Origin of the sequence: Haloferax marinum (genome assembly GCF_009674625.1) — an archaeon.
GTDB classification, from domain to species: domain Archaea; phylum Halobacteriota; class Halobacteria; order Halobacteriales; family Haloferacaceae; genus Haloferax; species Haloferax marinum.
The window spans coordinates 127,552-153,928 of sequence record NZ_WKJQ01000002.1 but is presented as its reverse complement, the minus strand read 5'-3'; the positions used below and the strand labels follow the sequence as shown (position 1 = coordinate 153,928).

23 protein-coding genes are annotated in these 26,377 nt (G+C 59.4%); 16 read left to right on the top strand and 7 right to left on the bottom strand.

What is annotated here, in order from left to right; all coding sequences use genetic code 11:
- Nucleotides 1-129: 129 nt before the first annotated feature.
- From GJR99_RS16315 to GJR99_RS16300, 4 genes are all read right to left on the bottom strand, one after another.
- Nucleotides 130-1,206, bottom strand: a complete 1,077-nt coding sequence (locus GJR99_RS16315; RefSeq protein WP_151114117.1) for a 2,3-butanediol dehydrogenase — start codon at nucleotides 1,204-1,206, stop codon at nucleotides 130-132.
- Between the two features lie 285 nt (nucleotides 1,207-1,491).
- The gene (locus tag GJR99_RS16310) at nucleotides 1,492-2,493 is read right to left on the bottom strand and encodes a hypothetical protein (RefSeq protein WP_151114116.1); all 1,002 of its coding nucleotides are present in this window, start codon (nucleotides 2,491-2,493) and stop codon (nucleotides 1,492-1,494) included.
- A gap of 154 nt (nucleotides 2,494-2,647) precedes the next feature.
- Nucleotides 2,648-3,319, bottom strand: a complete 672-nt coding sequence (locus tag GJR99_RS16305) for a hypothetical protein (RefSeq protein ID WP_151114115.1) — start codon at nucleotides 3,317-3,319, stop codon at nucleotides 2,648-2,650.
- A 72-nt stretch (nucleotides 3,320-3,391) separates the two neighbouring features.
- Entirely contained in the window at nucleotides 3,392-4,012 is a 621-nt protein-coding gene (locus GJR99_RS16300; RefSeq protein WP_151114114.1) for a hypothetical protein, read from the bottom strand.
- A 206-nt stretch (nucleotides 4,013-4,218) separates the two neighbouring features.
- Here GJR99_RS16300 and GJR99_RS16295 point away from each other — a divergent pair, with 206 nt between their 5' ends.
- The 5 genes from GJR99_RS16295 (at nucleotide 4,219) to GJR99_RS17875 (ending at nucleotide 10,591) form a co-directional block, all read left to right on the top strand.
- Nucleotides 4,219-4,458, top strand: coding sequence for a DUF7120 family protein (locus tag GJR99_RS16295; protein WP_151114113.1), 240 nt, complete (start codon nucleotides 4,219-4,221; stop codon nucleotides 4,456-4,458).
- Between the two features lie 363 nt (nucleotides 4,459-4,821).
- Nucleotides 4,822-6,081 carry a carboxylate--amine ligase gene (locus tag GJR99_RS16290; protein ID WP_191967163.1) on the top strand — a complete coding sequence of 420 codons (1,260 nt, stop codon included), beginning with the start codon at nucleotides 4,822-4,824 and terminating at the stop codon, nucleotides 6,079-6,081.
- A gap of 537 nt (nucleotides 6,082-6,618) precedes the next feature.
- The gene (locus GJR99_RS16285) at nucleotides 6,619-7,725 is read left to right on the top strand and encodes a glycosyltransferase family 2 protein (protein ID WP_225317672.1); all 1,107 of its coding nucleotides are present in this window, start codon (nucleotides 6,619-6,621) and stop codon (nucleotides 7,723-7,725) included.
- A 389-nt stretch (nucleotides 7,726-8,114) separates the two neighbouring features.
- Nucleotides 8,115-9,959, top strand: a complete 1,845-nt coding sequence (locus tag GJR99_RS16280; RefSeq protein ID WP_151114112.1) for an asparagine synthase-related protein — start codon at nucleotides 8,115-8,117, stop codon at nucleotides 9,957-9,959.
- A gap of 182 nt (nucleotides 9,960-10,141) precedes the next feature.
- The gene (locus GJR99_RS17875; protein ID WP_154326126.1) at nucleotides 10,142-10,591 is read left to right on the top strand and encodes an ester cyclase; all 450 of its coding nucleotides are present in this window, start codon (nucleotides 10,142-10,144) and stop codon (nucleotides 10,589-10,591) included.
- Between the two features lie 272 nt (nucleotides 10,592-10,863).
- Here GJR99_RS17875 and GJR99_RS16270 read toward each other — a convergent pair whose 3' ends face one another.
- The gene (locus tag GJR99_RS16270; protein ID WP_151114110.1) at nucleotides 10,864-11,943 is read right to left on the bottom strand and encodes a glycosyltransferase family 4 protein; all 1,080 of its coding nucleotides are present in this window, start codon (nucleotides 11,941-11,943) and stop codon (nucleotides 10,864-10,866) included.
- A gap of 168 nt (nucleotides 11,944-12,111) precedes the next feature.
- Nucleotides 12,112-13,191 carry a DUF354 domain-containing protein gene (locus GJR99_RS16265; protein ID WP_151114109.1) on the bottom strand — a complete coding sequence of 360 codons (1,080 nt, stop codon included), beginning with the start codon at nucleotides 13,189-13,191 and terminating at the stop codon, nucleotides 12,112-12,114.
- Between the two features lie 353 nt (nucleotides 13,192-13,544).
- Here GJR99_RS16265 and GJR99_RS16260 point away from each other — a divergent pair, with 353 nt between their 5' ends.
- From GJR99_RS16260 to GJR99_RS16215, 10 genes are all read left to right on the top strand, one after another.
- Nucleotides 13,545-14,132 (top strand): metal-dependent hydrolase, encoded by a 588-nt coding sequence (locus GJR99_RS16260; RefSeq protein ID WP_151114108.1) that lies wholly within the window; start codon nucleotides 13,545-13,547, stop codon nucleotides 14,130-14,132.
- A gap of 183 nt (nucleotides 14,133-14,315) precedes the next feature.
- Nucleotides 14,316-14,891, top strand: a complete 576-nt coding sequence (locus GJR99_RS16255; protein ID WP_151114107.1) for an N-acetyltransferase — start codon at nucleotides 14,316-14,318, stop codon at nucleotides 14,889-14,891.
- Entirely contained in the window at nucleotides 14,888-15,991 is a 1,104-nt protein-coding gene (locus GJR99_RS16250; RefSeq protein ID WP_151114106.1) for a DegT/DnrJ/EryC1/StrS family aminotransferase, read from the top strand. The genes GJR99_RS16255 and GJR99_RS16250 overlap by 4 nt, the downstream gene beginning before the upstream one ends.
- Nucleotides 15,988-16,971 carry a Gfo/Idh/MocA family protein gene (locus tag GJR99_RS16245; protein ID WP_225317671.1) on the top strand — a complete coding sequence of 328 codons (984 nt, stop codon included), beginning with the start codon at nucleotides 15,988-15,990 and terminating at the stop codon, nucleotides 16,969-16,971. The genes GJR99_RS16250 and GJR99_RS16245 overlap by 4 nt, the downstream gene beginning before the upstream one ends.
- Nucleotides 16,968-18,329: a nucleotide sugar dehydrogenase gene (locus GJR99_RS16240; RefSeq protein ID WP_151114105.1), complete on the top strand. Its 1,362-nt coding sequence runs from the start codon at nucleotides 16,968-16,970 to the stop codon at nucleotides 18,327-18,329. Before GJR99_RS16245 ends, GJR99_RS16240 begins: the two co-directional genes overlap by 4 nt.
- Complete coding sequence (wecB, locus tag GJR99_RS16235; RefSeq protein WP_151114104.1) at nucleotides 18,326-19,459, top strand: non-hydrolyzing UDP-N-acetylglucosamine 2-epimerase; 1,134 nt, start codon at nucleotides 18,326-18,328, stop codon at nucleotides 19,457-19,459. Before GJR99_RS16240 ends, wecB begins: the two co-directional genes overlap by 4 nt.
- Nucleotides 19,452-20,471, top strand: coding sequence for a polysaccharide deacetylase family protein (locus tag GJR99_RS16230; protein WP_151114103.1), 1,020 nt, complete (start codon nucleotides 19,452-19,454; stop codon nucleotides 20,469-20,471). Before wecB ends, GJR99_RS16230 begins: the two co-directional genes overlap by 8 nt.
- Before the next feature lie 245 nt (nucleotides 20,472-20,716).
- Nucleotides 20,717-22,015 (top strand): antibiotic ABC transporter permease, encoded by a 1,299-nt coding sequence (locus GJR99_RS16225; protein WP_151114102.1) that lies wholly within the window; start codon nucleotides 20,717-20,719, stop codon nucleotides 22,013-22,015.
- A 239-nt stretch (nucleotides 22,016-22,254) separates the two neighbouring features.
- On the top strand, nucleotides 22,255-23,415 hold the full coding sequence (locus GJR99_RS16220) for a lipid II:glycine glycyltransferase FemX (protein WP_151114101.1): 1,161 nt from the start codon (nucleotides 22,255-22,257) through the stop codon (nucleotides 23,413-23,415).
- Entirely contained in the window at nucleotides 23,412-24,452 is a 1,041-nt protein-coding gene (locus GJR99_RS16215; RefSeq protein ID WP_151114100.1) for a GNAT family N-acetyltransferase, read from the top strand. The genes GJR99_RS16220 and GJR99_RS16215 overlap by 4 nt, the downstream gene beginning before the upstream one ends.
- 98 nt (nucleotides 24,453-24,550) lie before the next feature.
- Here the strand turns inward: GJR99_RS16215 and GJR99_RS16210 are convergent, their stop codons facing one another.
- Nucleotides 24,551-24,850, bottom strand: coding sequence for a winged helix-turn-helix domain-containing protein (locus GJR99_RS16210; protein WP_151114099.1), 300 nt, complete (start codon nucleotides 24,848-24,850; stop codon nucleotides 24,551-24,553).
- 632 nt (nucleotides 24,851-25,482) lie between these two features.
- Between GJR99_RS16210 and surE the strand changes: the two genes are divergently transcribed.
- Nucleotides 25,483-26,358 carry a 5'/3'-nucleotidase SurE gene (gene surE, locus GJR99_RS16205; RefSeq protein WP_151114098.1) on the top strand — a complete coding sequence of 292 codons (876 nt, stop codon included), beginning with the start codon at nucleotides 25,483-25,485 and terminating at the stop codon, nucleotides 26,356-26,358.
- Nucleotides 26,359-26,377: the final 19 nt, after the last annotated feature.

The window sequence follows — 26,377 nt, the reverse complement described above, 5'->3', positions numbered from 1 at the left end:
GACTCGTACGATTCGGCGACGTGGAAGACTCGTGCGATTCGACGACGTGGGTGACTCGTGCGATTCGGCGACGAGGGTGACTCGTGCGATTCGGCGACGAGGGTGACTCGTTCGGTTCGACGACGTGCGTTACTCGTTCGGTTTGACGAGGATTTTCACGTGGTCACTCTCGGGGTCGAGGAGTTGTTCGAAGCCATCTTCGACGAGTTCTTCGAGGCCGATTCGGCCGGTGATAAACGGCTCGGGGTCGATTCGGCCGTTGGCGAGCATCTCTATCACCATTCCGTACTCCTCAGCAGAGCGCGGACCGCCCAGATAGGCGAGTGTTCCCGTAACTGTCCGCTCACCGAGTACGAGGTTGTTCGGGTGAGTACTCACCTCGCCTTCCCAGATACTCACGATCGTCGTCGTCCCGCTCGGTCTCGTGCTCTGAATCGCGTCGTTGAACGAAGCTTCGACACCTGCGACTTCGAACGTCACGTCGGCACCACCACCGGTTGCTTCAGTGATGTACTCGACGGCGTTCGTACTCGACGGGTCGATGAGTTCGTCGGCACCGCAATCCGCTGCGCGCTCACGGCGCGCCTTTCGCGGTTCGGAGACGTATATCGTTCCGGCACCGGCCGCTCGTGCGGCTTGTATCACTGACAGGCCGATTGGTCCGCTTCCGAAGACTGCGACGGAGTCACCGGCTTGTAATCCCGACCGACGAACGGCGTGTAATCCAACGGCCAGTGGTTCGACTAACGCACCGTACTCGAGTGGAACGTCGTCGCCGAGTCGGACGGCGTGGTGTTCGTCGACGACGACACTCTCTGCAAATCCACCGTTCCCGCCGGAGAGACCGAGGAACCCAATCGAGTCACAGATGTGATAGTTCCCTTCCCGGCACTGTCGACACTCACCACAACTAAGAATTGGGTTGATGGCGACTGCGTCGCCAACCTCGAGGCCCGTAACCGATGCACCGACTTCAGAGACAGTGCCACTGAACTCGTGTCCCATTCGAATCGGTGCTGTCTCCCGTGACAGTGGGTGCGGGTCGCCGACAGGGACGAAGATTGGGCCGGCAGTGTACTCGTGGAGGTCTGAACCACAGATTCCACACGAATCGACGTCGACTCGGACTTGTCCGTCTCCGACGGACCCTTCGTCGACGTCTTCGACACGGATATCTTTTCTATCGTGGTATAGCGCTGCTCTCATACCGACAGTTAGACGCTCGCATCGTGGATAAGTGTTCATCTAGATAACACGTTGTGTTCGGCAGCGACTATCAGGCAAGAAATACCATCGCGTCCAGTGTACGGTTCCGACTCCAACCACTTTCGAGTCCGCTCGAACAGAGACTCACGAGCAGACTATTGGAAGCGGCCGATACGTGGTGAGTGTCCGAACACGTGGTGAGAGGTCGCGCCGAGACTGCTTACCCCGAGTCTTGACGCGGAGCGAACTGCGTGGGTCACTAGTCGCGAACGAACCATGTTGGAGTCACTGGTCGCGAACGAACCGTGCTGGGGTCACTGCGACAGCAACGAGAATCACGGTCCCGACGATGAAACCGGCCCACGTCAGAAGCGCGAGGGTGCCGGACACGAGGAGTCCAACACGAGTACCCATGGTCAGGGTGGGTTCGTCACGGAGTGCAAGCCACAGGACCCACCCACCACACAGGAGTGGAACGACGACGAACGCCGCAGTGACGAGTACAGCGGAGGTCGGACCGGTCCGCAACACCGCGAGCACCATCTGAGCGAGCGTATTCACCCCGCTCCCGACGATTACGAGTCCAGCGACAGCGAGAAGGACACGAACAGGAGCGTTGGTCCACGCGCGCTCCCACCGAGCACGAAGGAACCCGAGTCCACCGAGGACGACGAGGAAGAGTGGACCGACTGCGACGAACAGATTCTGCCCCTCCCAGAGATGTGTCCGAACGAGGTCGAACGGGACTGACACGTACTCAACGAGCGAGAACGATTCAGTGTAGCCAAGTGTGACGCCAGCAGGGCCTGACTGGCCCGTTGGTTCGTAGATTGCCACCAGATACGTCGTCTCTTCCTCCACAGGCATGGTGACGCGGGCCGTCTGATAGTTGGCAGACGGTGCAAAGGGCTCGTACGTCGCGCTCGTGGGCCGTTCTCCCTCGACGACAACGGCACCCATTCCGTCGGGGACGGTTACCCCCGCAGGGACGTCGTCGGTGGCATTCAGAGACGGACTCATAACGACGACAGATGGTGTGAACGCGCCCGACTGCGGTGTGAACGTTCCGACTTCCAACCGCTGGCCGGCGTCCAACGACGCTCGGTAGTACTTCACCTCGCCCGCGCCGAGACGGTCGTAGAACGACCACGACTTGACCGGGTCTGGGACGGCTACTGCCCGCTCTGGCGTCGTGTTGTCGACGGGGAAGCTCGGGACGTGTGCGGCCACAGGGACCGCGAGCAACAAGAGTGCAAGCACGGCAACTCCCGTTCGGAAGGCGTTCATTACACTGAGTACAAGGAGTAAATCGATATCACGCTATCCCTCGGGTGAGACAGGGGAGTGTCCGTCCACGAGGGGCGCCCGAACAGGAGGTAGTTACTCAGGGCACCGTCCGAAAACAGCAATCAGCGTCGACACTGTTGCACTCGTCGAGACGTTATTCGAGTGAGAGCGAAAAGCCCCACTGGGCGTCTGTCCGTTCTTCGTCTCCACCAGAGAGGCCGCCGACGGTGTACGTCGTACCGAATCGGAACACACCGACTGGGAGGCAACTGTCTTCTCCGCCGTCTTTGGCCGCCCCGTAGAGGTCGACCAGTTTCGAGCGTGACTCTCCTGGTTCGAACGACTCGATTCGGTACTCTTCGGTGACCGCAATCGGTTCGTCCAGTCGCCAGCACCCCGGTTCGGCGGGATACGTCTCACCGGCGGGCAACAAGATGAGTTCGCGCGAGTCGTCGGAGACGTACTGGAAGAAGATAGCTCGTCCCTCACCGACTTCGACCGTCTCGTCGCCCGTGTTCGTCAACGTAATCTGAAGTTGTGGCGGGTGGTCGTCGGTGGCGACGTCTCGAACGACGTCGACCGTCGGTTCGATTGGGGTGTCGGGAACCGCATCGACCCCGGTGAGCGAGATACCCGGCCCACCAGTCCCAGTCGGACGGGTTCCGCCGGCAGGGTCAGTTCCAGTATCGGTGGTGTCCGGAAAGTCTGGCGTGTCGTCAGTGTCCGACCCTCCGCCGTTCGAACCCCCATCACCCAGGCACCCAGCAACGAACCCGAGTGAGAGGAGGGCAGTTGAACGCACGAGATTCCGACGTGTCAGTGACATAGCCATACGTTGGCCGCTGAGAGAATAACCCTATTCAAGAGTCAAATCGTCGTTTGACTCACCTCTCGGGGCTCAAGGTGTCGCATCCCGGTGGTGTCGCTGCCGGTAGTAATCCCACTCTGTGTCGCTCCCGTAGTGGACGACGAGTTGGTCTGCCATCTGCTGGGCCACGCCGGGGACAGCACGAAGTGCGGTGGTGTCCCGTTCGACGATGGTGGCGGCGACAGCGTCGGCGCTCCCGAAGTGTTCGTAGAGTGCGTCTGCCACCCGACTACCAGCGTTGGGGACGGGGTCACACGCAGAACAGATACGTGCTCGTTCTGCTTGTTCGTCGATGCGGCGGACCCACGTCTGAACCCACGAAGCCACCTGCTTCGTCCGGTCGTGTGACGCCAGTGATTCGAACTCGCGGACTGACTCGTCGACGATACCGCCAAAGCGGGCAGAGAGAGAGAGTCCACCGGGGTGGGGGAGGACGTGGACACTCGGCGGGTCACCAGACTCGGTTCCGACGAGGACAGACGGGACTTCTTTTTCGAAGCGAAGCGCGAAGTTTGCAGGACGTGGCTCTCCCGGTGGATAGATGACCCACTCCTCACTCGGGAGTTCGATTCGCTCGGGAAGCCACCCGAGTCCATCCGTCGTTGGAGGAGTCGAATCGTCGCCTCTCGAGTCGTCCGTGTCACGTGTCACGTCGTGGTCCTCTGTCGATGTCTCCGTGTCCGAGTATCGAATCGCACACAGTCGTCTGCGTTGACAGTCCGAACGAGAGTTGATAATACACGCGGTTACCGCCACGACACCGAGCGTTTCGGGTGTGCAGGCGCGCTCAATGGTGGCCGTGCACACAGCCTCGACACACCCGGTTGCTCAAGTACATTGAGCACGAACCCCGGTGTATGCCCGTCGTTGAGGTCAACCTCCCGGACGAACTGCTCGTCGAATTCGAACAACTCGTCGATGAAGAGTTCATTAGTGAAGAACAGGCCGTCGAAGAGCTCCTTTCCATGGGGATGGACGCCTACGGCGCCCCCATGGACGACGAAGGCGGTGTCCAATCGGACTTCGTCCAGAGTGCCCAGAACAACCTATTCGACACCGCCGGCGACCCCGGTGGTCTGGACGACGACGTACTCTAATCACGGCCTTCACAGGTCCCCGCTAACGGGTTTCGGCAAACATACTCGTTTTCGCTCACGTCTCGGGGCCACCACCGAAACGCGGTCGTCGAACTGTGTCTGTAAGACGAGCTTAACTCCTCTGTTAGCAGTTCTCACCAACAGGAATTCTGAGACGAATCCCCCGATATTACCAGTTTCAGGTGGTCGAGCGGGGTTATAAGGTGAATATCGAACGTGAGTGACTCCAACCGACAGTCTGTGCTGGCGACACGTTAGGGACGCTGACAACCACTGAAAAGAGACAATTCAGTTTGTCGGCACACGACAGACAATCTGGTTAGCTTAGTCATACTAATTCATCCATCACGTGTCGAATTATTCATGTTAAGGCGGAGTGACAACAAAGAATCGGTGCTCATTACGTCGGGTAACTACGCGATTATTCGGTCGTTCGGCAAGAACGGCATCCGGACCGTCGTCGCGTCCGAACACGACGACACCCCAGTCAAGTCGTCGCGGTTCTGTGACGAAGTCGTTCGAATCCCTGCCCCGAGCGACGGACTCGTCAGCTACAAAGACGCACTGGTGGGTATCGCTGCACGGCCCGACGTCGAGGTAATCGTGCCCGCTCGTCCCGAAGACGCGTACATCTTCTCGAAGTACTACGACGAATTCGACGCGTACGCGAGACTCGTCGCTCAACCGTTCGACATGCTCCAGTCGGTCCACGACAGACGGCGCCTCTTCGATGCCGCACAGGCGGCCGGTGTCCCGATGGCGCGAACACGACTCCTCAGTGAGGTCGGCGAGTTCGAGGTCCCCTCGATCGTCAAACCACGGTTCAACATCCTCACTGGAGACTACGTCGAAGGATTCGGTCCGGAAGACTACGATATCATCAAGCGCGTCGTCCACGTCGGGCCCGGTGACGACGTAGACCAGAGTGAGATTCTGGCCGAGATGAAACACGACCCTATCGTCCAAGACTACGTTCCTCCTGCAGACAAGTACATGTTCGGCGCCATCTACGACCACGGAGAGGCAGTTGCAACCTTCCAACACCGCCAGATTCGCGGTGACTCCTACACGGGCGGAGGTGGTGTCTATCGGCGCTCGGTGTACATCCCAGAGCTCGAAGCCGTCGGTCGCGCACTTCTCGACCACCTCCAGTGGCATGGACTGGCGTGTATCGAATACCTCCAAGACGCCGAGACGGGAGAGTTCAAGATAATCGAACTGAATCCCCGGCTCTGGCAGTCGGTTCCATCGGCAATGCGGAGCGGTGCGGACTTTCCCTACTACTACTGGTTGGTGGCGACGGGACAGAAACACCTCGTCACACCAGGCTACAATCTCGGGACCGGAACTCACTACCTGTGGGGTGAACTCAACCATCTCAGGAGTGTCGTGAGCGACGATTCACCACTCGTCGAACGGCCAGCACTCTCGAAGGTACTCTGGGAGGTGGCCTCTTCGATAGCCCTCGAACCACGATTCGACTACCTTCATCTCGACGACCCCGGACCGTTCCTTCACTTCCTCGTCCACGTCGCCTTCCTCAGGCACCCAGAAGACCGACGTGCTGGGGAAGTCGGACACCCACCAGATGAACACCGACTGAGCCAGCGCGTCCCAACCTGACTCGATTCGACTCGACACTCCCCCGACTCTACTTCTCGACGGAGAATCCGTCCTCGTTCAGCGGTAACTAACCGTCTAATCGTGCCGACAGTTCGGAGAGACGGCGTTCAGTAGGCGAGAGAACACCGATACGAACCGAGTCGCTCTGTTCTCGGCATCCTGTCTGAACGGACGCTGTGACGGAGGTCTACAGGATATTTTCACGTCCATGTCCGTGCGCTACTCGGTCGGACCGATTGTCCAGTATTACTGACTGTCAGACGTTGCTGATGTTACAAATACATTTGACAGAGTCGCAGACATTCTTCTCTGAGAGACAATTGATAGACCACTCTTTACATTCAATTTTTTGTGACATTCACTTTTTTCAAGATGATTGTCGCGACTAACAAAGCCACCAACAGTACAAAGAACGGACGTAAGTACCGATGTCACTATCTACTCCGTCCTTCGTTTCGCCCCCGCAGGTACGACTAGCCTCAGTCGTGAGTCCGTACGGTGACCGACGGACGACAATCGACACACGGGAGGTGAACAGTGTACCTCGATAAGACCATCGGGGTCGTCGTCCCTGCGTACAACGAAGAACGATTCGTTGGAACCGTCATCGACACGATTCCCGAGTTCGTCGACCGGACGTACGTCATCGACGACCACTCGACAGATGGGACGTGGCGAGAGATAACTGTCCACGCAGCGCGTGTGAACGACAGCGTGGACCACCGAAGTGAAGCGCGAGAACCCACCCAATTGACGGCTGATGGTGGTGAGTTGACGGCGGGACGGGTCGTCGCTATCAGACACCCAACGAACCGTGGTCGAGGTGCGTCGGTGAAGGCCGGATATCAACGTGCCCTCGAAGACGGCATGGACATCATCGTCGTGATGGACGGCGACGGGCAGATGGACCCAGATATCCTCACGACTATTATCGACCCCGTGGTCGACGGAACAGCAGACTACGCCGTCGGTGACCGACTCGCTGGGCCGTCGTACTGGCATGGAATGCCGCCGTGGAGACTCTTCGGAAACACGCTCCTGTCGGGGTTGACACGTATCGCCAGTGGCTACTGGCACATCCGTGACCCGCAAAACGGGTACACGGCCATCTCGGCCAGCGCACTCGCCGAACTCGATCTCGACCGCCTGTACGACAAGTACGGGTTCCTGAACGACGTCCTCGTTCACCTGAACGTCGCCGAGAAACGGGTCGCGACGGTCCCAATGTACGCCCGATACGGTGACGAAGAAAGTGGCATCAGGTACTCGAGTTTCGTTCCTGGACTCTCGTTCCTCCTCCTCAAGGACTTCGTCTGGAGGCTTCGCGTGAAGTACCTCGACAAGAGAGAGTACGCACCCGTGCTCGCGTACGTTATCGGCGTTCTGAGCGTCCTCGCAGGCGTCGTTCGATTCAGCCGAGGAGTTCTCGAGCAGAGTCGGCCATCTGGGTCGGTCATCCGAATATTCGGCGGCGTCCTCGCGCTCGGGAGTGCGATGCTTCTCGACAAGCGACTGAACGAGCATCTGCAACAGGTAGGGACCACCCCAGACGTGTTCGACAGTTCCGCTCGGCCGACCGACCCAGAGGTGAGAGGAAGCGATGGGTCACACCGAGACGACGAACAAGCTGAGCGAGTCGTATAATCGACACCGGTTCAGTCGGAACGAGGCGAGCGACGAGGTAATCGATTTTATTCGGGTTCAGACGCGACAGCTTACGAGCCATCACCATCACGGCAGAAGCAGTACGAACCACCACGGCAGAAGCAGAGAGCGTCCGACGGGCAGACAGTATCTCGACACAGAGACGCGAGACAGCAGTGTCGGACGACGCCGAAACACAAGCGTTCCGGTGACCCACTACACGTCTCGATTGTTTAGGGATACGCACAATCTAACCTGGATACGATGCCGCTTCGGAGCCGTATAGGTCAGCGATAACAAAGAGAACTACTGTCGATGGTTTGAACATCGATGCCATCCACAACCGCTTCGATCCGTGCTGCAGAACAGACCCACTGTGGTGACCGCCCATGACGGGATTCGTCGGTGGTCACCTCGACGCTCAATCAGTCGATTCGTGCGCTGCCCAACTGCACCACGAAGACTGGTACGAGTCGGAATCATTCGACAAAGACGGAATCGGGCTCTCGGTACTCCACCACGGTGAGAAAGACCCGAACGGGTGTACGACCTGGGAAGACGACGGCCGAGCTGGCTTAATCTTCGGCGTCATCACCAACCTCGACGACCTCGGCCTCAGTGTCGACGACCTGTTCGAACACGTCCTGGACGACCCAGAAGCACTCCTACCCGACGTCGATGGGACGTTCCTCGTCGTCGCCATCGATGGTGACGCAGAGCGAGTCGTCATCGCCAGCGACAAACTGGGAACTCGCCAGTGCTTCTATATCGACGGAGAGCCGTTCGCGTTCGGTACCGAAGTCGGTGTGCTGACGTCCTTACTCGACGACCCACAGATCGACGAGCAATCCGTCAGCGACCTCATGATGATTGGTGAGGTGTGGGGAGACCGAACCCTCGTCGAGGGAATCAACTTCCTCCCCTCTGGGTCCGTCCTCGAGTACGACGGCACGAACGCGCCAGAAGTGACGCAGTACTGGAAACACACGTTCGTCCAGAGTCCCGACGATTCGTACCTCGACGACCTCGTCGACGCGTACCAGAAAGCCATCGCCGACATGGCTGCGACTGTCGACGGTGATATCGGTCTGTTCCTCTCCGGAGGATTGGACAGCAGGTCGCTCTCTGCTGCACTGCGTCAAAACAGAGAGTTCACCACGTTCACCTACGACTCCAACCCCGCCCACGGTCGAAACCTCGAGCACGCCAAGAGCATCGCGGACGTCCTCGGTGTCGAGAACGAACGCGTCCTCATCAGCGCCGAACAACTCGTCGACCGCCTGGACGAATCCGTCCAACTGACGAGTGGTATGCTCGGTCTAACGACCTTCCTCAACCTCTCGTCGGTGTTCGACATCGACCACATGCCCAACGTGCTGATGGAAGCCGCTGGACAGGGTGAACTACTGGGAGAGGGCATGTCTCGACCTGCCATCGAACTGAGTGGTTCTCCAGAGACTGCCCTCTACCGGGCCAAGCACTTCACCGACATCGATACCGCCCGGCGACTGCTCGAAACCGACTTCGACCCGATGACGTCCTTCCGCGAGGAAGTCCGCAAAGCCGGACAACCAGACAAGTACAGTTCCGCGATGGACTGTTACTTCCTGAACTACTACCCGCGGTTCACGTACGCGAGTAACCCGATTCCCGAGAGTCAAGCAGGGGTCCGCGTCCCGTACGCCAACAGAAAGTTCCTCGAAGCAGTTACCAGACTCCCGCTCTCGGACCGCATCGGAGCGATTCCGTTCACGAACGGGAGCATCCCCGCAGGGACGTCGTTCCCGAAACTCGAACTCGTCCGCCGTCTCGACGCCGGTCTCGAGGATATCCCGTACGAACGAACCCGCGTCCCGCCGGAGCGGCCCCTCTGGCAACACGCCGCAGGGTTCGTCGCCAGCACCGGGTTCGACCAGGTTCGTGAGAAGGTCGTCGGAGACATCTACGCACACGGTGGCCGGTCGTTACTCGGAACCTGGTACCGTGAGAACCGCAGATTCCGCGAACGCGTCGACGAACTCCTCGACGCTGCTGCGAAGCGACCCTACTTCGACGCAGACGAGATTCACCGGATACAGCGCGAAGAGCTGACCGGTGTCGCAGAACACATGAGCACTATCTCCGGCATCGTCACCGGTGAACTCTGGCTCCAGAAGTACGTCGACCGGAAAGAAGAGCGTCCCGAGACCGAAATCCCGGTCCAGTCGACTGAAGACTCGACCCCAACTGCCTGAGAACGCCTCCGTTCGGTTCATTTTTTCGACGACTCCGCGTACTCGTCTCGTGTGTTCAGCACAGCGTCGGCCTTTGTTTCAGTGTCCGTTCGTTTCTTCGCCTCTGAAGTGAACTGTGTGCTTTGGGCGTATCGTGAGTAGAGCGCATCACAAATTTCAGTGAGTCAATACCAACGCGACGTGTGTCAACTATATTAGTGAGGAGTTATGACACAAACCGCACTCGAGACCGAACGACTCGTAAGAGAGTACGCGAGCATATCGAACGAACGAGAGTACGTGAAGATACCGGACCTCGTCTCGGAATCGTTCTCGATATACGACCCTGCTGCCCCTGGGGTGTCGTCCATGGCCGTGATGGGCTCGAGCAGTTCATCCGTGCGGCCGTGTCGGGGGGTCCCGACTTTCACGTGACGATTCTCGACATGCTTTCGACCGAAGACAGAGCGATGTACGGTGGACAAATGTCGATGACACACCAGAGGGAGTTCACCGGGATACCGCCGACTGGTCAAGAAGTCGAGGCCCGGTACATGGGGAAAATCGACATCGTAGACGGGAAAGTGCAGGAACACCGTCTCTACTTCAACCAGTTGAAGTTCCTCGAGCAATTCGGACCCACAGACACTTGAATCACGGTCGGCAGCGTCGGTAACCGAGATAGCCGACCAACGACTCAATTTTCGGGGACGTGTTCTCGCCGCTCGTCCGTTCCCACACTCCCGCGGCACTTTCTGAAGAGTACCGTCGCTCTCTCGCAGCCACTGGACAAATGAGGCCGAGAGGAGAGGAGAGGAGAGGAGAGGAGAGGAGAGGAGAGGAGAGGAGAGGAGAGGAGAGGAGAGGAGAGGAGAGGAGAGGAGAGGAGAGGAGAGGAGAGGAGAGGAGAGGAGAGGAGAGGAGGTTAGTTCGCTTGTGCGTACATTGCGACGAGATTGTCTGCGTTCGATTCCCACGAGTACCGAGACTCGATGAGTTCTCTGTTCGCCCGACCCATCCGAACCGCGTCGTCGGGGTTGTCGATGAGGCGCGCGAGTGCCTGGGTCAGGTCTTCGGCGTCGCCGGGCGTGACGAGAATCCCCTGTTCTTCAGTGACGACTTCGGGGATACTCCCGACAGGCGTCGTCACGATGGCGTTTCCACCGGCCATACCCTCGAGCAACGCGATCGGAAGCCCTTCGGCGTACGTCGGGAGGACGAACACCGTTCCGCGACCGAGTAGGTCCTGTTTTTCGGACTCCGAGAGGAAGCCGAGATAGTCGACGTTGTCGTACGCCGCGGCGACGGCTTCGACACGGTCGGCGAATGGGCCACGGCCACCGATACTCACGTGGAACGAGAGATGTGGCATCGTCTCCAGCGCCTCGATGGCGTCGAGTAGTTCACCGATTCCCTTTCGCTCGATGAGATTCGAGACGAAGACGACGTGGACAGGGTCTGTCTGGTAGGTTGGCTCGTACTCCGAGGGCTCGACGGCGTTCGCGAGGACGTGAACTTTATCGTAGTCAGTGCGTCGGGAGACGAACTCTCGCCAGTACTCCGAGAGAACGACCACGTCGTCGACGGCGTCGAAGACGAGTGACTGCAATCGGCGGACGAGAAGTGAGTCCGTTTCGAGGAACTCGTCGAACGAAGACCCGTGGATGTGGAGAATGACGGGGACGCGCCAGACGGAGGCCGAATAGAGGACGAAGAACGCCGAGCGATAAAACGAGTACTTGTGTGAGGAGTGGACGTGGACGATGTCCGGGCGAGATTGGAATGGGAACAAGAAGACGGCCAGAATCGAGAACAGAATCATCCTGACGGCCCGTTCCAGTCCCTCTCCTTTCGGTGCAGTGTACCGTGTGTAGAGACGGACGTCCATCCGGTCTTCCAGATAGCGTTTCTGTTCGGTGATGTACCGGTCGATGCCGCCGGTCCCGCGTGGCCCGACGATGAGGAGCTTCGTGGTGTCGTTGGTAGAGTTGGTGTTGTCGTTCATAGTGAAAGTGTGCCGAGAGGCGTCTCCGCTGTGCGATTCAGTACCGAAATTTGGACTGTCAGGCGGTTAGTTATGGGTCGATTGACGCTCCCAATTCGGGTGGGTGTCACGTCGAAGGGAGTGAAACTGTGGATTCATTCGCGTTCGGGAGTTCCCACGCCGGTATTCTCACGCCGGCACAGTGTGTCTCGAGAGCGACTCGATGGGTTCCACAGACCCGTAGTTCAGTGCGACCTGAACGATGACCTCGGTTAGATTGACTTTGTCTGCGAGGAACGCGTCTCGGCGCGCTCTCCATTCCGCTTTCGTACCGGGGTCTGTGAGCAACGACTCTGCTCGTTCCATCACCTCGTCGAACGACTCGACGTTCGAGATGAGGCCCTGCTGTTCGAGTTCGACGAAGTTCCCCATATCGTTCTCACCGACGAACGAGTTCGAACGGATGGCAGGTGTTCCGAGGAGTGCGGCCTCTGTGACCATCGTTTGTGTGTCTGCGACGAGGAGTTCTGCTTCGGCCAGCACGTCGTGAACGAGTGCCGGGTGGAAGTCGAACGGGCGGGTGTCGACGTCACCGTCACGTCGCTCTTCGCTCTCGTCGAGGACGAACACGGTAGCGTGTTCGCTCAACATCTCGATGAGTTCGGCCCGGCGTTCGGGGGTGAAGCCGCGGTGGCCAACGTCGTGGTGTGACCCAAAGGCGTTGAACCGGACGACGACGAACTTCTCGTCGGGGTCGAGGCCAAGTTCCGCTCGGATATCGACCGACGGTTCGTACACGTCGGGGTGGAGATACGCCGTCTCTTTGAACCCTCTGAACTGGTAGTGGTTCTCCGAGAGGTCTTTTCCGAAGGTGTGTGGCGTCAGAATCGCCTTCGCGAAGGGACGAGAGACGACGTGGTCGAGCGACGTCGGCTCCGAGTCGATGACGAGGACGACAGGTGTCCGTGAGACGGCACCCGCGTGGGCGGCGTACCCACCCATCCCGAAGATGAGGTCCGGTTTGAACCGGCGGACCTCCCGGAAGATGTTCACGTAGTGGAACGGCAAGTTCTTGAAAAGCGAATACTTCGTCGTCCCGCACGAACCGTAGATTATGTGTGGCAGTTCGTAGTATTCGAGTAAGTCTTTGGTACACCCGTAGTCACGTCCGAGGACGAGAACCTCGTGACCCATCTGCTGGAGCTCTCTGACCGCATATTTGTAGAGGTGGACGTGTGCGGGCGTATTTGTGAAGAACAGGTAGCGCATACTCTCTACCCAGAGGGACGACTTCTGCCCGAGTAGTTATTCGTCGTCTACTGGCAGCCCGCACACCGGTTAATCCATCGACGGCCACCCAGTAGGGGGTGCATTTCTGTTACAGTCGCCATAACAAAACGACCATACGCCTTTCTATCGCTGTGACGCGTACGTCGACGCGGGTGGTGTGAGAGGCGTCTGTGAGCCCACAGAGCGGTCGGCAGCGTCCGCACATCACCAGATTCCCCACCCCCAACCCCCACCCCCATCCCCACCAATACACTATGCGAACATCGACTCACAGGTCAGCGAAGCTCCCCTGGTCAAACCACCTGATTGCCGACGACAGAGGTTTCACGTAGATGTGGCCGTGGGAACACCTTGCAGTTGGGTACATTCTCGTCTCACTCTGGGCACGAGCGACGGACAGACGACTCGACAGCGGAGCAGCGCTCGCAGTACTCCTCGGCACGCAGTTCCCTGACCTCGTAGACAAACCCCTCGCGTGGTCGTTGAGTATCTTCCCGAGTGGCATCTCGGTTGCGCACTCGGTGTTCGTCTCTGTCCCATTCGCGATTCTCGTTGCCCTCGTCGCCCGTCAGTTCGGACTGACCACCATCGGCGTCGCGTTCGCAATCGGCTATCTCTCGCACATCCCTGCAGACCTGTTCTACAGTGGGTTCTTCTTCGGGAACTACGGTGCACTCCAGTCGTTCATGTGGCCGATTTCGTACGGACCAGAGTCGACGGGAGTCGGGCTGTTCAACAGGACGTGGTACTTCTTGAGTAGATTCCTCGTCTACCTCCGTCGACCCGAAGCGTGGGTGTTCATCGTCTTCGAACTCCTCTTAGTCGGAAGTGCGTTCTTCCTCTGGGTTCGTGATGGGTCGCCAGGACTAGCCCTCGTAAGGCGCTCTGTAAACGATATTCGTCGGAGCGTTACGAGGTGAACACCCCTCCAAACTCGGCGGCAATCACTCCATAACAAAGCCATTACCGAGACTGATTTTCAGCAAGGCAGGCAGACTCCCCCGCCAAAATACTATGAATACCATGATTTTACCACCGGCTCGGATGACCTCCGAGACGGGACACCCGTTCGAAAGAGACCACCCCACCGGAGGAAACAGCCGATGAGCGTCGAGTTGGGAGTCGAATCCCACGTCGACGACGGTGTCACTATCGGCTACGGTGACGGGAAAACACCCGTCGTCGGGGACAGGGCCCGAATTCGCGCCGGGAGCGTCATCTACGCCGACGTGACCATCGGCGACGACTTCGTCACCGGCCACAACGTCCTCGTCAGAGAAAAGACCGACATCGGGGACCAGGTCCTTCTCGGAACCCAAACCGTCGTCGATGGAACGACGACCATCGGGTCGCGTGTCAGTATCCAAACCAACGTCTACATCCCCACGAACACCCGCATCGGTAACGACGTCTTCGTCGGCCCAGGCGTCGTGATGACGAACGACCCGTACCCGGTTCGCACCGAGTCGGAGCTCGTCGGGCCGACGATCGAAGACCACGCCTCTATCGGTGCGAACGCGACACTTCTCCCCGGCGTGACGATCGGAGAAGGGGCGTTCGTCGCCGCCGGTGCAGTCGTCGTCGAGGACGTACCGCCTCGGACACTCGCAGTCGGTGCCCCCGCTGTGCATCGCGAGTTGCCAGCACCGCTGACGGGAGGAAACAAGATCCGACGATGACCGACGAGATGATTCCAATCGCAGCACCGCAACTCGGGACCGAAGAACTAGACCGAATCGCGACGGTCATGGAAAGCGGCATCATCGCAGACGGACCCGAAGTCCGAGGATTCGAGCGAGCGTTCGCCGACTACTGCGATGCCGACTACGGTGTCGCGACGTCGAACGGAACGACGGCCCTCCACGCCGCGCTCCACGCGCTCGGAATCGGCCCCGGTGACCGAGTGCTGACGACGCCGTTTACGTTCATCGCGACGGCCAACGCCGTCACCTTTACCGGCGCAGACGTCGGGTTCGTCGACATCGACCCGCAGACGTACAACATCGACCCGGACGCCCTCGAAGAACGACTTCGAACCGGAGAGCAGGTCGACGCAGTCATCGCAGTCCACCTGTACGGACTGCCGGCCGACATGACGCGCCTCACGGAACTCGCAGAGACCTACGACTTCCTCCTCGTAGAAGACGCCGCACAGGCCCACGGCGCAGAAGTCGATGGGCAGCGTGTCGGGTCGTTCGGGGACGCAGCGTGCTTCTCGTTCTACCCCACGAAGAACATGACCACGAGTGAGGGTGGGATGATAACCACCGTCCACGAAGACGTCGCAGAACGGGCCGCACGGTTCGTCGACCACGGCCGCATCTCCGGATACGACCACGCAGAGGTTGGTCACAACTTCCGCATGACGAGCATCGCGGCGGCCATCGGGCGCGTGCAACTCGACCGTCTCCCCGAGTTTACGCGGGCGAGACAGGCGAACGCTGCGATGCTCACCGAGTACCTCGAAGACGCTCCAGTCACGACGCCGTACGTTCCGGCGGACCGAACACACGTCTTCCACCAGTACACCGTCCAGTGCGATGGTGTCGAACGCGACGCACTGAAGTCGTATCTCGACTCCAAAGCTATCGGCACGGGCGTCTACTACCCGAAACCGGTCCACGAACAACCACCCTACGCCCACATGATGGTGTCCGCACCGGTTGCCGAACGAGCGGCGTCGAACGTCCTCTCACTCCCAGTGCACCCCGGACTGAGCGAAGACGACGTGACGCGCGTCGGGCGAACAGTCGCCCAGTACGTCGAGGTGGTGACGTGACGACGCCAGTCGCGGCCGGTGTTATCGGTGTCGGGTCGATGGGAACGAACCACGCACGAGTCTACTCCGAACTCAGAGACGTCGAACTGGTCGGCGTCGCCGACGTCGACCTCGACCGCGCAGCAGCAGTTGCTGCTGACTTCGGCACCGAGTCGTTCTCTATCGACGAACTCCTCGACCACGTCGACGTCGTCAGCATCGCCGTCCCGACTCCCTACCACGCGGCAGTCGCACGACAGTGCATCGAAGCAGGCGTTCACGTTCTCGTCGAGAAACCGTTCGTCGACGACATCTCCGATGGTGAAGAGCTCGCCGGACTCGCCACGTGGAACGAGGTGACGCTCCAAATCGGTCACATCGAGCGCTTCAACCCCGCCGTGCACGCACTCGAGAAAATCCTCGAAGACGTCGAACCCATCGCGATTACAGCGAATCGACTGGGACCGCCACTGAACCGTGCTGTCGACGACGGCGTCATCATGGACCTGATGATTCACGACATCGACATCGTCCTCTCGCTCGTCGACGCAGAGATTTCGAGTCTCGCAGCGACGAGTACTGCGGACGAACAGTACGCGACGGCCCAGTTGACCTTCGACAACGGCGTCGTCGGGACGTTGACCGCGAGTCGGCTCACACAACAGAAGACCCGGACGCTCGACATCACGGCGCGTGACCGACTCATCCGCGTCGACTATCTGAACCAGTCGGTCCAGATATTCCGTCAGTCCCGGCCAGATTATCTGCGTGAGAACGGGAACATCCGATACCGACACGAGGTCGTCATAGAGCAACCGATGATAGAGTCCAGCGAGCCACTGAAGCTCGAACTCGAGTCGTTCATCGATGCGGCGATGAACGGCAAGCCGGTCGTCGTTCCCGCAGAAGACGGCCTCCGTGCAATCGCGGTCGCACAGCGAATCAAAGCACAAGCGCACGAGAGTGAACGGCCACTCGAAACGCCAGAGGAGAGACGATGACGAACCTTCGGTCTGGGCTCTACAACGCCAAACTCCCCCCTGCCGGTCAGCGACAGGCCTTCCGGAAGGGGTCCGTTCCGGTCGCCGTCTACGGTCTCGGGAAGATGGGCCTCCCGTTGGCAGCGGTGTACGCGAGCGTGACGGGACACGTCGTCGGCGTCGATATCGACGACGACGTCGTTCGAACGATAAACGACGGCGAGTGTCACGTGGCGAAAGAACCAGGGTTACCAGAACTCGTCTCCGAACAGGTCGAACGCGGTGCGCTACGTGCGACGACCGACAGCGTCGCAGCGGCCCACACAGCGTCGGTTCACGTCATCATCGTCCCGACGCCGCTGACCGACGACCGCGAACCGGACCTTGCGGCTTTCGAGGCTGTTCTCGATAGCATCGCCGCCGGCCTCGCCCCTGGCGACGTGGTCGTCGTCGAGTGCACCGTCCCACCGGGGACGAGCAGTGGACTCGTCGTCCCCCACCTCGAAGCTAACAGCGACGTGTCACGCGGGGAGTTCGGTGTCGCGTTCTGTCCCGAACGAACCTCCTCGGGGCGTGCGCTCCAAGACATCACCGAGTCACACCCAAAAATCGTCGGTGGTGTGGACGCAGAGTCGACCCGCGTCGCCTCGCTCATCTACGGCGAAATCACGTCCAACGAGGTCATCGCCGTGAGCGACGCGACGACGGCGGAGTCAGTGAAGTTGTTCGAAGGCGTCTACCGCGACGTCAACATCGCACTCGCGAACGAACTCGCCAGAGCGCGAGACGACCTCGGTATCGACGTTCGAGAGGCTATCGACGCGGCCAACACGCAACCGTACTGTAACATTCACACACCCGGTCCAGGCGTCGGAGGCCACTGCATCCCGTGGTACCCGTACTTCATCACGAGTCGCGTCTCGGACGACATGCCGTTGCTTCTGACCGCCCGCGAGGTCAACGACAGTATGCCGTCGTTCACCGCAGACACACTCCGTGACGAGATGGCCGACGCGGGGCGAACTCTCGACGGGGCGACAGTCGCTGTCCTCGGGGTCACGTATCGACCCGGCGTCGCCGAAACACGCGCGACACCAGCGGCAGGTGTCATCGACCGATTGAACGAACACGGCGCGACAGTTCTCGCGGTCGACCCGATGCTAGACGACGACGTGGTGGCCTCGTTCGGGGCGACGCCCGTCTCACTCTCCGACCTTTCGAGTCACACGCTCGACGCCGTCGTCGTGGTCACGCCCCACGAGGAGTTCGACCACATCGACTGGGCCGCCTTCGACGACCTGGTCGTGGTCGACGGACGAGGGACACTCGGAGATATCGGCCACTCAGTCTACACCATCGGTGGAGGGCCACGCAGATGACCCGACTAAAAGTCCTCTCCGTGGTCGGCGCACGGCCCCAGTTCATCAAGGCGTTCCCAGTGTCGAACGCACTTCGGCGCGAACACGACGAGGTGCTCGTCCACACCGGCCAACACTACGACGAGTCGATGTCGGGCGTGTTCTTCGACGAACTCGACATCCCGAAACCGGACTACAACCTCGGTGTCGGGTCGGGGACACACGCAGCACAGACCGCAGAGATGATGCAGCGACTCGATACTGTCATCGCCGACGAAGCACCCGACGTCGTCCTCGTCTACGGCGACACGAACTCGACGCTCGCAGCGGCGCTCGTGACGTCGAAGCGCGAACCACGGTTGGCACACGTCGAAGCGGGGCTTCGAAGTCACAACTGGGAGATGCCAGAAGAGGTCAACCGCGTCCTCACCGACCACTGTTCGGACCTCCTGTTTGCACCCTCCGAGTCGGCCGCCCTGACGCTCGAAACCGAAGGAATCCACGACGGCGTCTACGTGACCGGTGACGTGCAGTACGACGCCATCCTCCAGGCTCGAAGCACGGCACGAGAACACTCGACGGTTCTCGACGAGTTAGGACTCCAAGACGGTGAGTACGTCCTCGCGACCGTTCACCGCGCCGGCAACACCGACGACCGAACGAAGTTGGAGTCGATTATGACTGGCCTCGCAGATGCTGGGAAACCGGTCGTCTTCCCGGTCCACCCCCGAACCAAGAACGCGCTCGAAGCGTCCGGTCTCTGGGCGACGGTGACGGACGACGAAAATATCCTGCTCGTCGAACCCGTCGGCTACCTCGATTTCGTCCGCCTCCTCGACGGCGCAGAGCGCGTCGCGACCGACTCCGGTGGTGTGCAAAAAGAGGCGTTCTACCTCGACAAGCGCTGTGTCACCCTCCGCGACGAGACGGAGTGGGTCGAGACAGTCGATGCCGGGTGGAACACCCTCGTCGGTGCCGACGTCGACGCGATTCGAACTGCGTTGCAATCGACCGAACCACTCCCGGAGAAACCATCACTCTACGGTGACGGAACCGCCGCCGAACGTATCGTCGACGCACTCTCGAACGACTTCGGCGGTCGGAGTTCACGAGAGGCTACGACACAGACAGTTCCAACAGACCATGAGTAAGTTCGCCCTCTGCCTGACACACGACGTCGACCGCCCGTACAAGACGTATCAAGGGCTCTACTACGCGGTGACAGACCAATCCCGATACCACCTCCAGACGGTGCTCTCTCGAGAGAACCCGTACTGGCAGTTCGAGGAAATCATGGCTCTCGAACGTGACCTCGGAGTCCGCTCGTCGTTCTACTTCCTCAACGAACCGAGTCTCCTCGAGACAGGTTCGGTGTCGGACTTCTTCGACCTGAAGAACTGGCTCGAACACGCCGGTCGGTACGACATCACTGCCGAGTCGATTACAGACGTGATTCGACGACTCGACGCTGAGGGATGGGAAGTCGGAATGCACGGGTCGTTCCGGTCGTGTGACGATATCGACCGCCTCCGAACCGAGAAAGAAGAACTCGAAGCGGTTCTGGGCCACGAGATACTCGGAGGCCGGCAACATCACCTCCGGCGTGCTGGTCAGACGTGGCAGTATCATCGCGACCTGGGCCTCAAGTACGACGCGAGCCTCGGGATGAGCACCGAGTTCGGCTTCCAATACGGTTACCAACCGTTCTCCCCCTTCGACGACGACTTCGTCGTGTTCCCGCTGACGCTGATGGAAGTCGCACTCCCCGACCCAGGCGTGGATTTCGAAACGGCGTGGGACGAGTGCGAACGGCTACTCGACGAAGCAGAAGATAACAGGGCAGTGATGACGGCACTCTGGCATCCTCGGTACTTCAACGAAGACGAGTTCCCAGGATATCGCCAACTGTACATCAAACTCGTCGAATCGGCGCTCGACCGAGGTGCGTGGGTCGGTTCGCTCGGTGAGTATTATCAAACGTTCCTCGAAGAAAAGTCGGTAACTGGGGATGGGAGTGGGGACCAAAACCGGGAATCGGGGTATCCGATGACTGAACAGGGTTCCGTATCACGTGGTCGACAGAGTTCACCGGCCCAATCGAACCACGAACTGACGGACGAACAGGCAGTACACGGGATGAGCGAACGAGGCGAAGGTGACTGATGGTGACGCATCGACGCGGTGGCGGGACCGTTCGGGACGTTCTGACGGATCGTCGATAGGGGGTCGGCGGTTGATAAACAGCCGATGACGCACAGACCGGACGGTCGAAACAACTGTCTTCGGTGTTCACACCAATAGCGCCGTCGGTCGATATTCGCTGTATAACAAAGCCTCTTGCGACCAACGTTCAACTCAGTCGACCCTCCAAGAGCGGTGTTTCTCGCCACCACGATTTTCTTCCAACTATGAATCAGAACACGACGACACGACAGCGGTACCAGAACGACGCCGACGTCGAGCGACTCCAGCGGTACGTAGACGTCCTCGACGACGTCCTCGAGTACGCCCGAGACCGCGATTACAACGGCTGGGACTACGGTGATGGATTGAGTAGCCGAGTGTTGCAGGCGTTGCCAGACAACTTGGTGTTGAACCTCCTCGTTCAGGAGTTCATCAAACGCGCTCCGGTCAACGTCCGTCCACTGTTCCGGGTCGAGCAACGACGAAATTTCAAAGGAATCGCGTTGTTCGCGATGGCAAACCGAACCCGCGCACAACTCGCGTCTACGTTCGTGGGCGACGAGGATGCCGAACTGTACCGTCGCGAAGCCGAGTCGTTGACGAGATGGCTCGTCGACCATCAGGTGACGGGATTCAGCGGGTTCGGTGGAAGCCACAGACACAGAATTCAGCACCCATCAGGGCGGAGCGGTCCCCGTAGAACCATTCCAAACTCCCCCAACCTCGTCTCGACGTCGTTCGGTGTCAAAGCACTCTTGGCCGGAGCAGAGTTCGACGGTTCGTACCCCGATATCGCCAGAACCGCTGTCGACCTCGCGGTCGAGGACCTCGGCTATCGGCCAAAGGGCGACGGTGCAGTCATCGACTACTACCAATCACACCCCACGGACAGCTACACGCTCAACGCCATGGCGCTGGGTGCACGCTACTTCGTCGAACTCTACGAAGAGTTCGGAGACGACGAGTTACTCGACCGAGCAGAGAAGGTGTTCGACTTCGTCGCATCGACCCAGACCGAACGAGGTGGGTGGTACTACCGAGAACCACCAACTGCGTCGCACCTCTCGATGGACAATCACCACAACGGGTTCATCATCGAGTGTTTCCAGCAGTACGAACGTATCGTCGGAAGCGGCCGGTACGACGACACGGTCCGTCGTGGGTTGACGTTCTACGCGAGGGAGTTGTTCGACGAGAACGGCGCACCGAACTTCGACGAGAACAACGCGTATCCGAGAGATATCCACGCAGCGGCACAGGGAATCCTCGTCTTCACGTACGCCGGCCAGTACGACAGAGCAGAGCGTATCCTCGAGTGGGCACTCGCAAACATGTACGTCCCCGACGAAGGTCGGTTCTACTTCCGAAAACAGCGGTTCTACACCAAGCGAGTGACGCTCATGCGCTGGGCACAGGCGTGGATGGCCTACGCGATAGCCGAGTATGTTGCAACGAGAATCGCTGGGGAACCAACCCATGGATACGGAATCACCTCGTATCGCTCATCGACAGAGACTGCCTGAACACGGTTCGACAGTCCGGAAATCGGTATAGTTGCTTCATAACAATTCACGACCCCATCGTCAACACAAATCGAGAATGTCTCGTGAGGTGATACACGTTGGTACGGTCCGACTCGGACTTCCTGTCGCAACCAGTTTGGTGACAGTTGACGGTCGGCCAGTTTCCCGGACGACCACTGGTCGTACCGGTTCGTCTTCAGCGACATCGACGCCTCAGGACATCCAGTTTCCCTTCAACCATGACAATCGAAATTAGAGAGTTCGACAGAACTCGGCGTGACGAGTGGGACCGGTACGTCGAACGTTCGGAGGACGCGAGTCTCTTTCATCAGTATCGCGCCCTCGAACTCCAGGCAGAGCACTCCGACTCCACACTCCACCCACTCGTCGGCTTCAAAAACGAGCACCCAATCGGTTTGTATCCGGTCTTCGAGATTCGAAAAGGGCCAGTGAGAACGGCGTTTTCGCCGCCGCCCGACATCAGAGTCCCATATCTCGGGCCGGTGATGCTAGATACAGACCCTATCAAACGGAGAAAGCTCGAACGGCGTCGTCACCAGTTCATCGAAGGATGTACAAACTGGGTCGAGCGTGAAATCTCGCCGACGTACAGTCACACCCGCATCGGGGACCACTACTCCGATATGCGGATGTTCCAGTGGGATGGGTTCGTTGTCACACCGAGATACACCTACAACGTCGATTTGACTCCGGACGAAGACGACTTGCTCCTGTCGTTCAGTCGAAACGCGCGACGGAATATCCGGGGGTGTGGCGAAGAGATGGAGAACATCTCTGTCGGAGGGCGGACGGACCTCGAAGAGATTCTCTCGGTAGTCGAAGGCCGATACGAAGAACAAGACATCGCCTTCGGTGTTCCACCCGAGTTCGTCTGTGACCTGTACGACGAACTCCCGGAAGGACAGATACGGCCGTACGTCTACCGCGTCGACGGCGAGTTCGTCAGCGGGATTATCGCCATCCACTACGGAGACACGGTCTCGCGGTGGATGGGCGGTGTGCGGACGAACCAAAGCGACCGAGCGTCCGTCAACGACCTGCTCGACTGGCGGATTATGTGCGACGCAAAGCGCGAAGGCCGCGTTCGGTACGACCTCGTCGGGGCAAACACCCGGCGTCTCAACCGCTACAAAGCGAAGTACAATCCCGAACTCGTCACGGTCTATCAAATCGAACGTGGGTCGCTGCCCGCCAGAACGGCAGCACACCTCTACAAGAGTCGTCTCAGTTCAGGACTCACGATGCTCACGAAACCACACCGAGTGGTCGACCCCGGCCAACGGTTGGCGAGCGTCGTTCCCGCGCTGACGGCAGTATACAAAAACGATACACTCTCTGGAGACCTATTCTCCCGAGACAATTCGCAAGATAACAGATGACACAACTACACCTCGAACAACTGACCCTCGACGAATGGGACGACGTGTTACCAGCGTCGGGCGTCGAAGTATTCCACTCGGCCGCCGTCCTCGGTGCAATCGACCAGCAGTTCGACGGCGAGATGCGCCTCCTCGGAGCGTACAAAGGAGAACAACCAGTCGCGCTGCTTCCGACGTTCGAGCGCAAGAACGCGCTCGGTCGGGTAATCGTCTCTCCGCCGCCGTCGATGGGGATTCCGTACATCGGCCCGGTGATGATGCCGAACAGTCCCAAACAGAGCACCTACGAGATGGTGAACAAAGACTTCTCCTCGCTCGTGATGGACGAACTCGGTGTCCGGTCGAACCGGGCGTTCGTTCGAATCATCTGCTCACCGTCCTACGTCGACCCGAGACCGTTCGACTGGGCAGGGTTCGCAGTCTCACCGTCGTTCACCTATCGCATCGATGTGGCCACACAGTCACTCGACGACGTCCAAGCCCAGTTTAGTTCGAGTCTTCGAAAAGAGATTCGTAAGGCACGGGGGTTCGACGACATCGTCGTCAGAGACGAAGGGCTAGAGGGAGCACGACTCGTGTACGACGACGTCATCTCACGATACAACGAACAAGACGAGGCGTTCGGGATGCCGTGGGAGTTCCTCGAATCGGTCGTTCGCGACCTCGGCGACAACTGCCGAGTGTACGTCGCTCGCGACCCGGATGGAGAGTACCTCAGCGGCATGGTCGTCCCCTTTACCGACGACGTCGCGTACTACTGGCTTGGCGGCGCACGCGCCAGTTACGGTGGCGTGAGCATCAACAATCTCATCCACTGGACAGTTCTCGAAGACATCACACACGACGACAGTCTGGCGTCCATCAAAAGCTACGACCTGGTCGGTGCGAACAACGAACGGCTCTGTGACTACAAGTCGAAGTTCGGTGGTGAGTTGGTTCCCTACTACACCGTCGAGTCGGCAGGGGTCGGGATGAACATCGCGAAACGGACGTACCAACTGCTCAATAGAAACGGGGAGAAAGTCCCCACGAAGTGAGGACGTTCGGTGGACGAATGTCCGTGAGGGTGGTCCGTGAGGGTGTTCAGTGAGGACGGTCGAAGAAGGTGGTCGGTGAGGACGCTCAGTGGGGAGTCTCAGGCCATCTGTTGGCCTTCGATGACCTTCCAGAGGCCTTCGGCGTCGTCCGTGATACCGTAGACGCGGCCTTTTGTCCGGTCTTCAGGGACGAGCAGTTCGACGATGGAACGGTCTCGTAACTCCTGGATTGCCCGTGAGACGTGTGCGACTGGACATTTCGAGTCAGACGCGATTTGTGTGGGAGTCGCGGGGCCGTCGTCGAGTCGTTCGATGACGTCCACGCGGTAGCGTGAACTGATGACGAACCCGATGTCGTCCCACCGTACGTCGTCGGCGTACGCGCTGACAGAGCTCACGTGAGGCTCACCCCGGATGGAAGTGGAGGCGTGGTGGAAGTGGGTGTGACGTTCTGTGCCAGTCGGCAGGGAGGATATTGGTGGTTCATAGTGGGTTCACTCAAAGTCCGGCGCAGGGACCAACTGCAGAGGGACGGTTGCGATTCAAATTCGACTCCGGTGTAGCGCGAGACCGGCTTCGACGCGCGCTTCGTGCCGATTAACGTCAAATTAATGGCCACGGTAGCGGTTGCCAAGAGTGCCGGTCGCACTCGTTTGGAGCTCATTCGTTCGTTAGTACGAACTTAATTACATAAAGTCATCGTTGCGAAAATACTCACGATATCGTGACTATCACGTTCGAACGAATGTTTTGAGAGACAGAATTGTGTGGGTGAAGTCGTCCAATAGTGGTGATGACGTCGTGTTTACGACCGACGTTGTTCGACGGGTGATATTAGTGTATCGACACCTGTCCGAGTCTATCGACACCTGTCCGAGTCGGTGGTACGCGCAGTCGAGAGTTCGTCGCATGACGAATAGGGAATTCTCTCGGACGCCATCGCAAGGGGAGCCATCGTAGGGAAGCAATCGCAGACTCCGAAACCGAGATTCGGAAAGACTACGACTGCGTACTCACACCAGCAACGTAGATGAGCGACTCCGTGTCCCCGGTTCATATTCTCCTCACCAACGACGACGGAATCGATGCACCCGGCATCGCGGCCATGCGCGAAGAACTCACCGCGCTCGGGGAGGTGACTGTTATCGCCCCCGCAGAGAATCAAAGCGGCGTTGGTCGCGCACGCAACGAACTCGCTATCCGCCAAGACCATCCGTGGGGATACGCCCTCGAAGGAACTCCTGCAGACTGCGTCGCCTATGGTCTCCGTGGCCTCGACACCGACTTCGACATCGTCGTCTCCGGCATCAACGACGGACCGAACGCTGGGAACTACATCGTCGGCCGGTCTGGAACGGTCGGCGCAGGCATCGAGGCCGCGTTCCTCGGAACACCCGCAATCGCAGTTTCGAGCTACCACGCCCGTGATTTCTTCTGTCACCCACCGGAAGAGTACGACTTCTCTCGGCCCGCCCGTGTCGCCCGCGCTGTAACCGAACGGGTCTGCAATGCCGGCGTCTTCGACGACGTCGACCTCTTGAACGTCAACGCACCCATCGACGTTCCGAATCCCCGAATGCGCGTGGCCCGACCGCTCGCGGATTACGACCAGCAGGTCGACCACCACGACGACACAGACCTGCTTCCAGACGGTGACCGAGACGGTGGCCTCGACGACGACGAACGTCTCGTCCGCCTCCGCGACGTATCGTGGCCGGATACCGTCGGGTACGAAAATCCCTTCCCGCCTCGAGACGAGTATCGTGACCGATATCCCGTCGGCACTGACCGCCGGGCGATGGTCGACGGCGAGGTGAGTGTCTCGCCCCTCTCGGTCCATCACGGCCACACAGAAGACCCGAAACTCGCGAGCGTCGTCGAGAGCCTCTCAGAACAGGTCGAGTGAACACTCTCTAAGCGTCGGA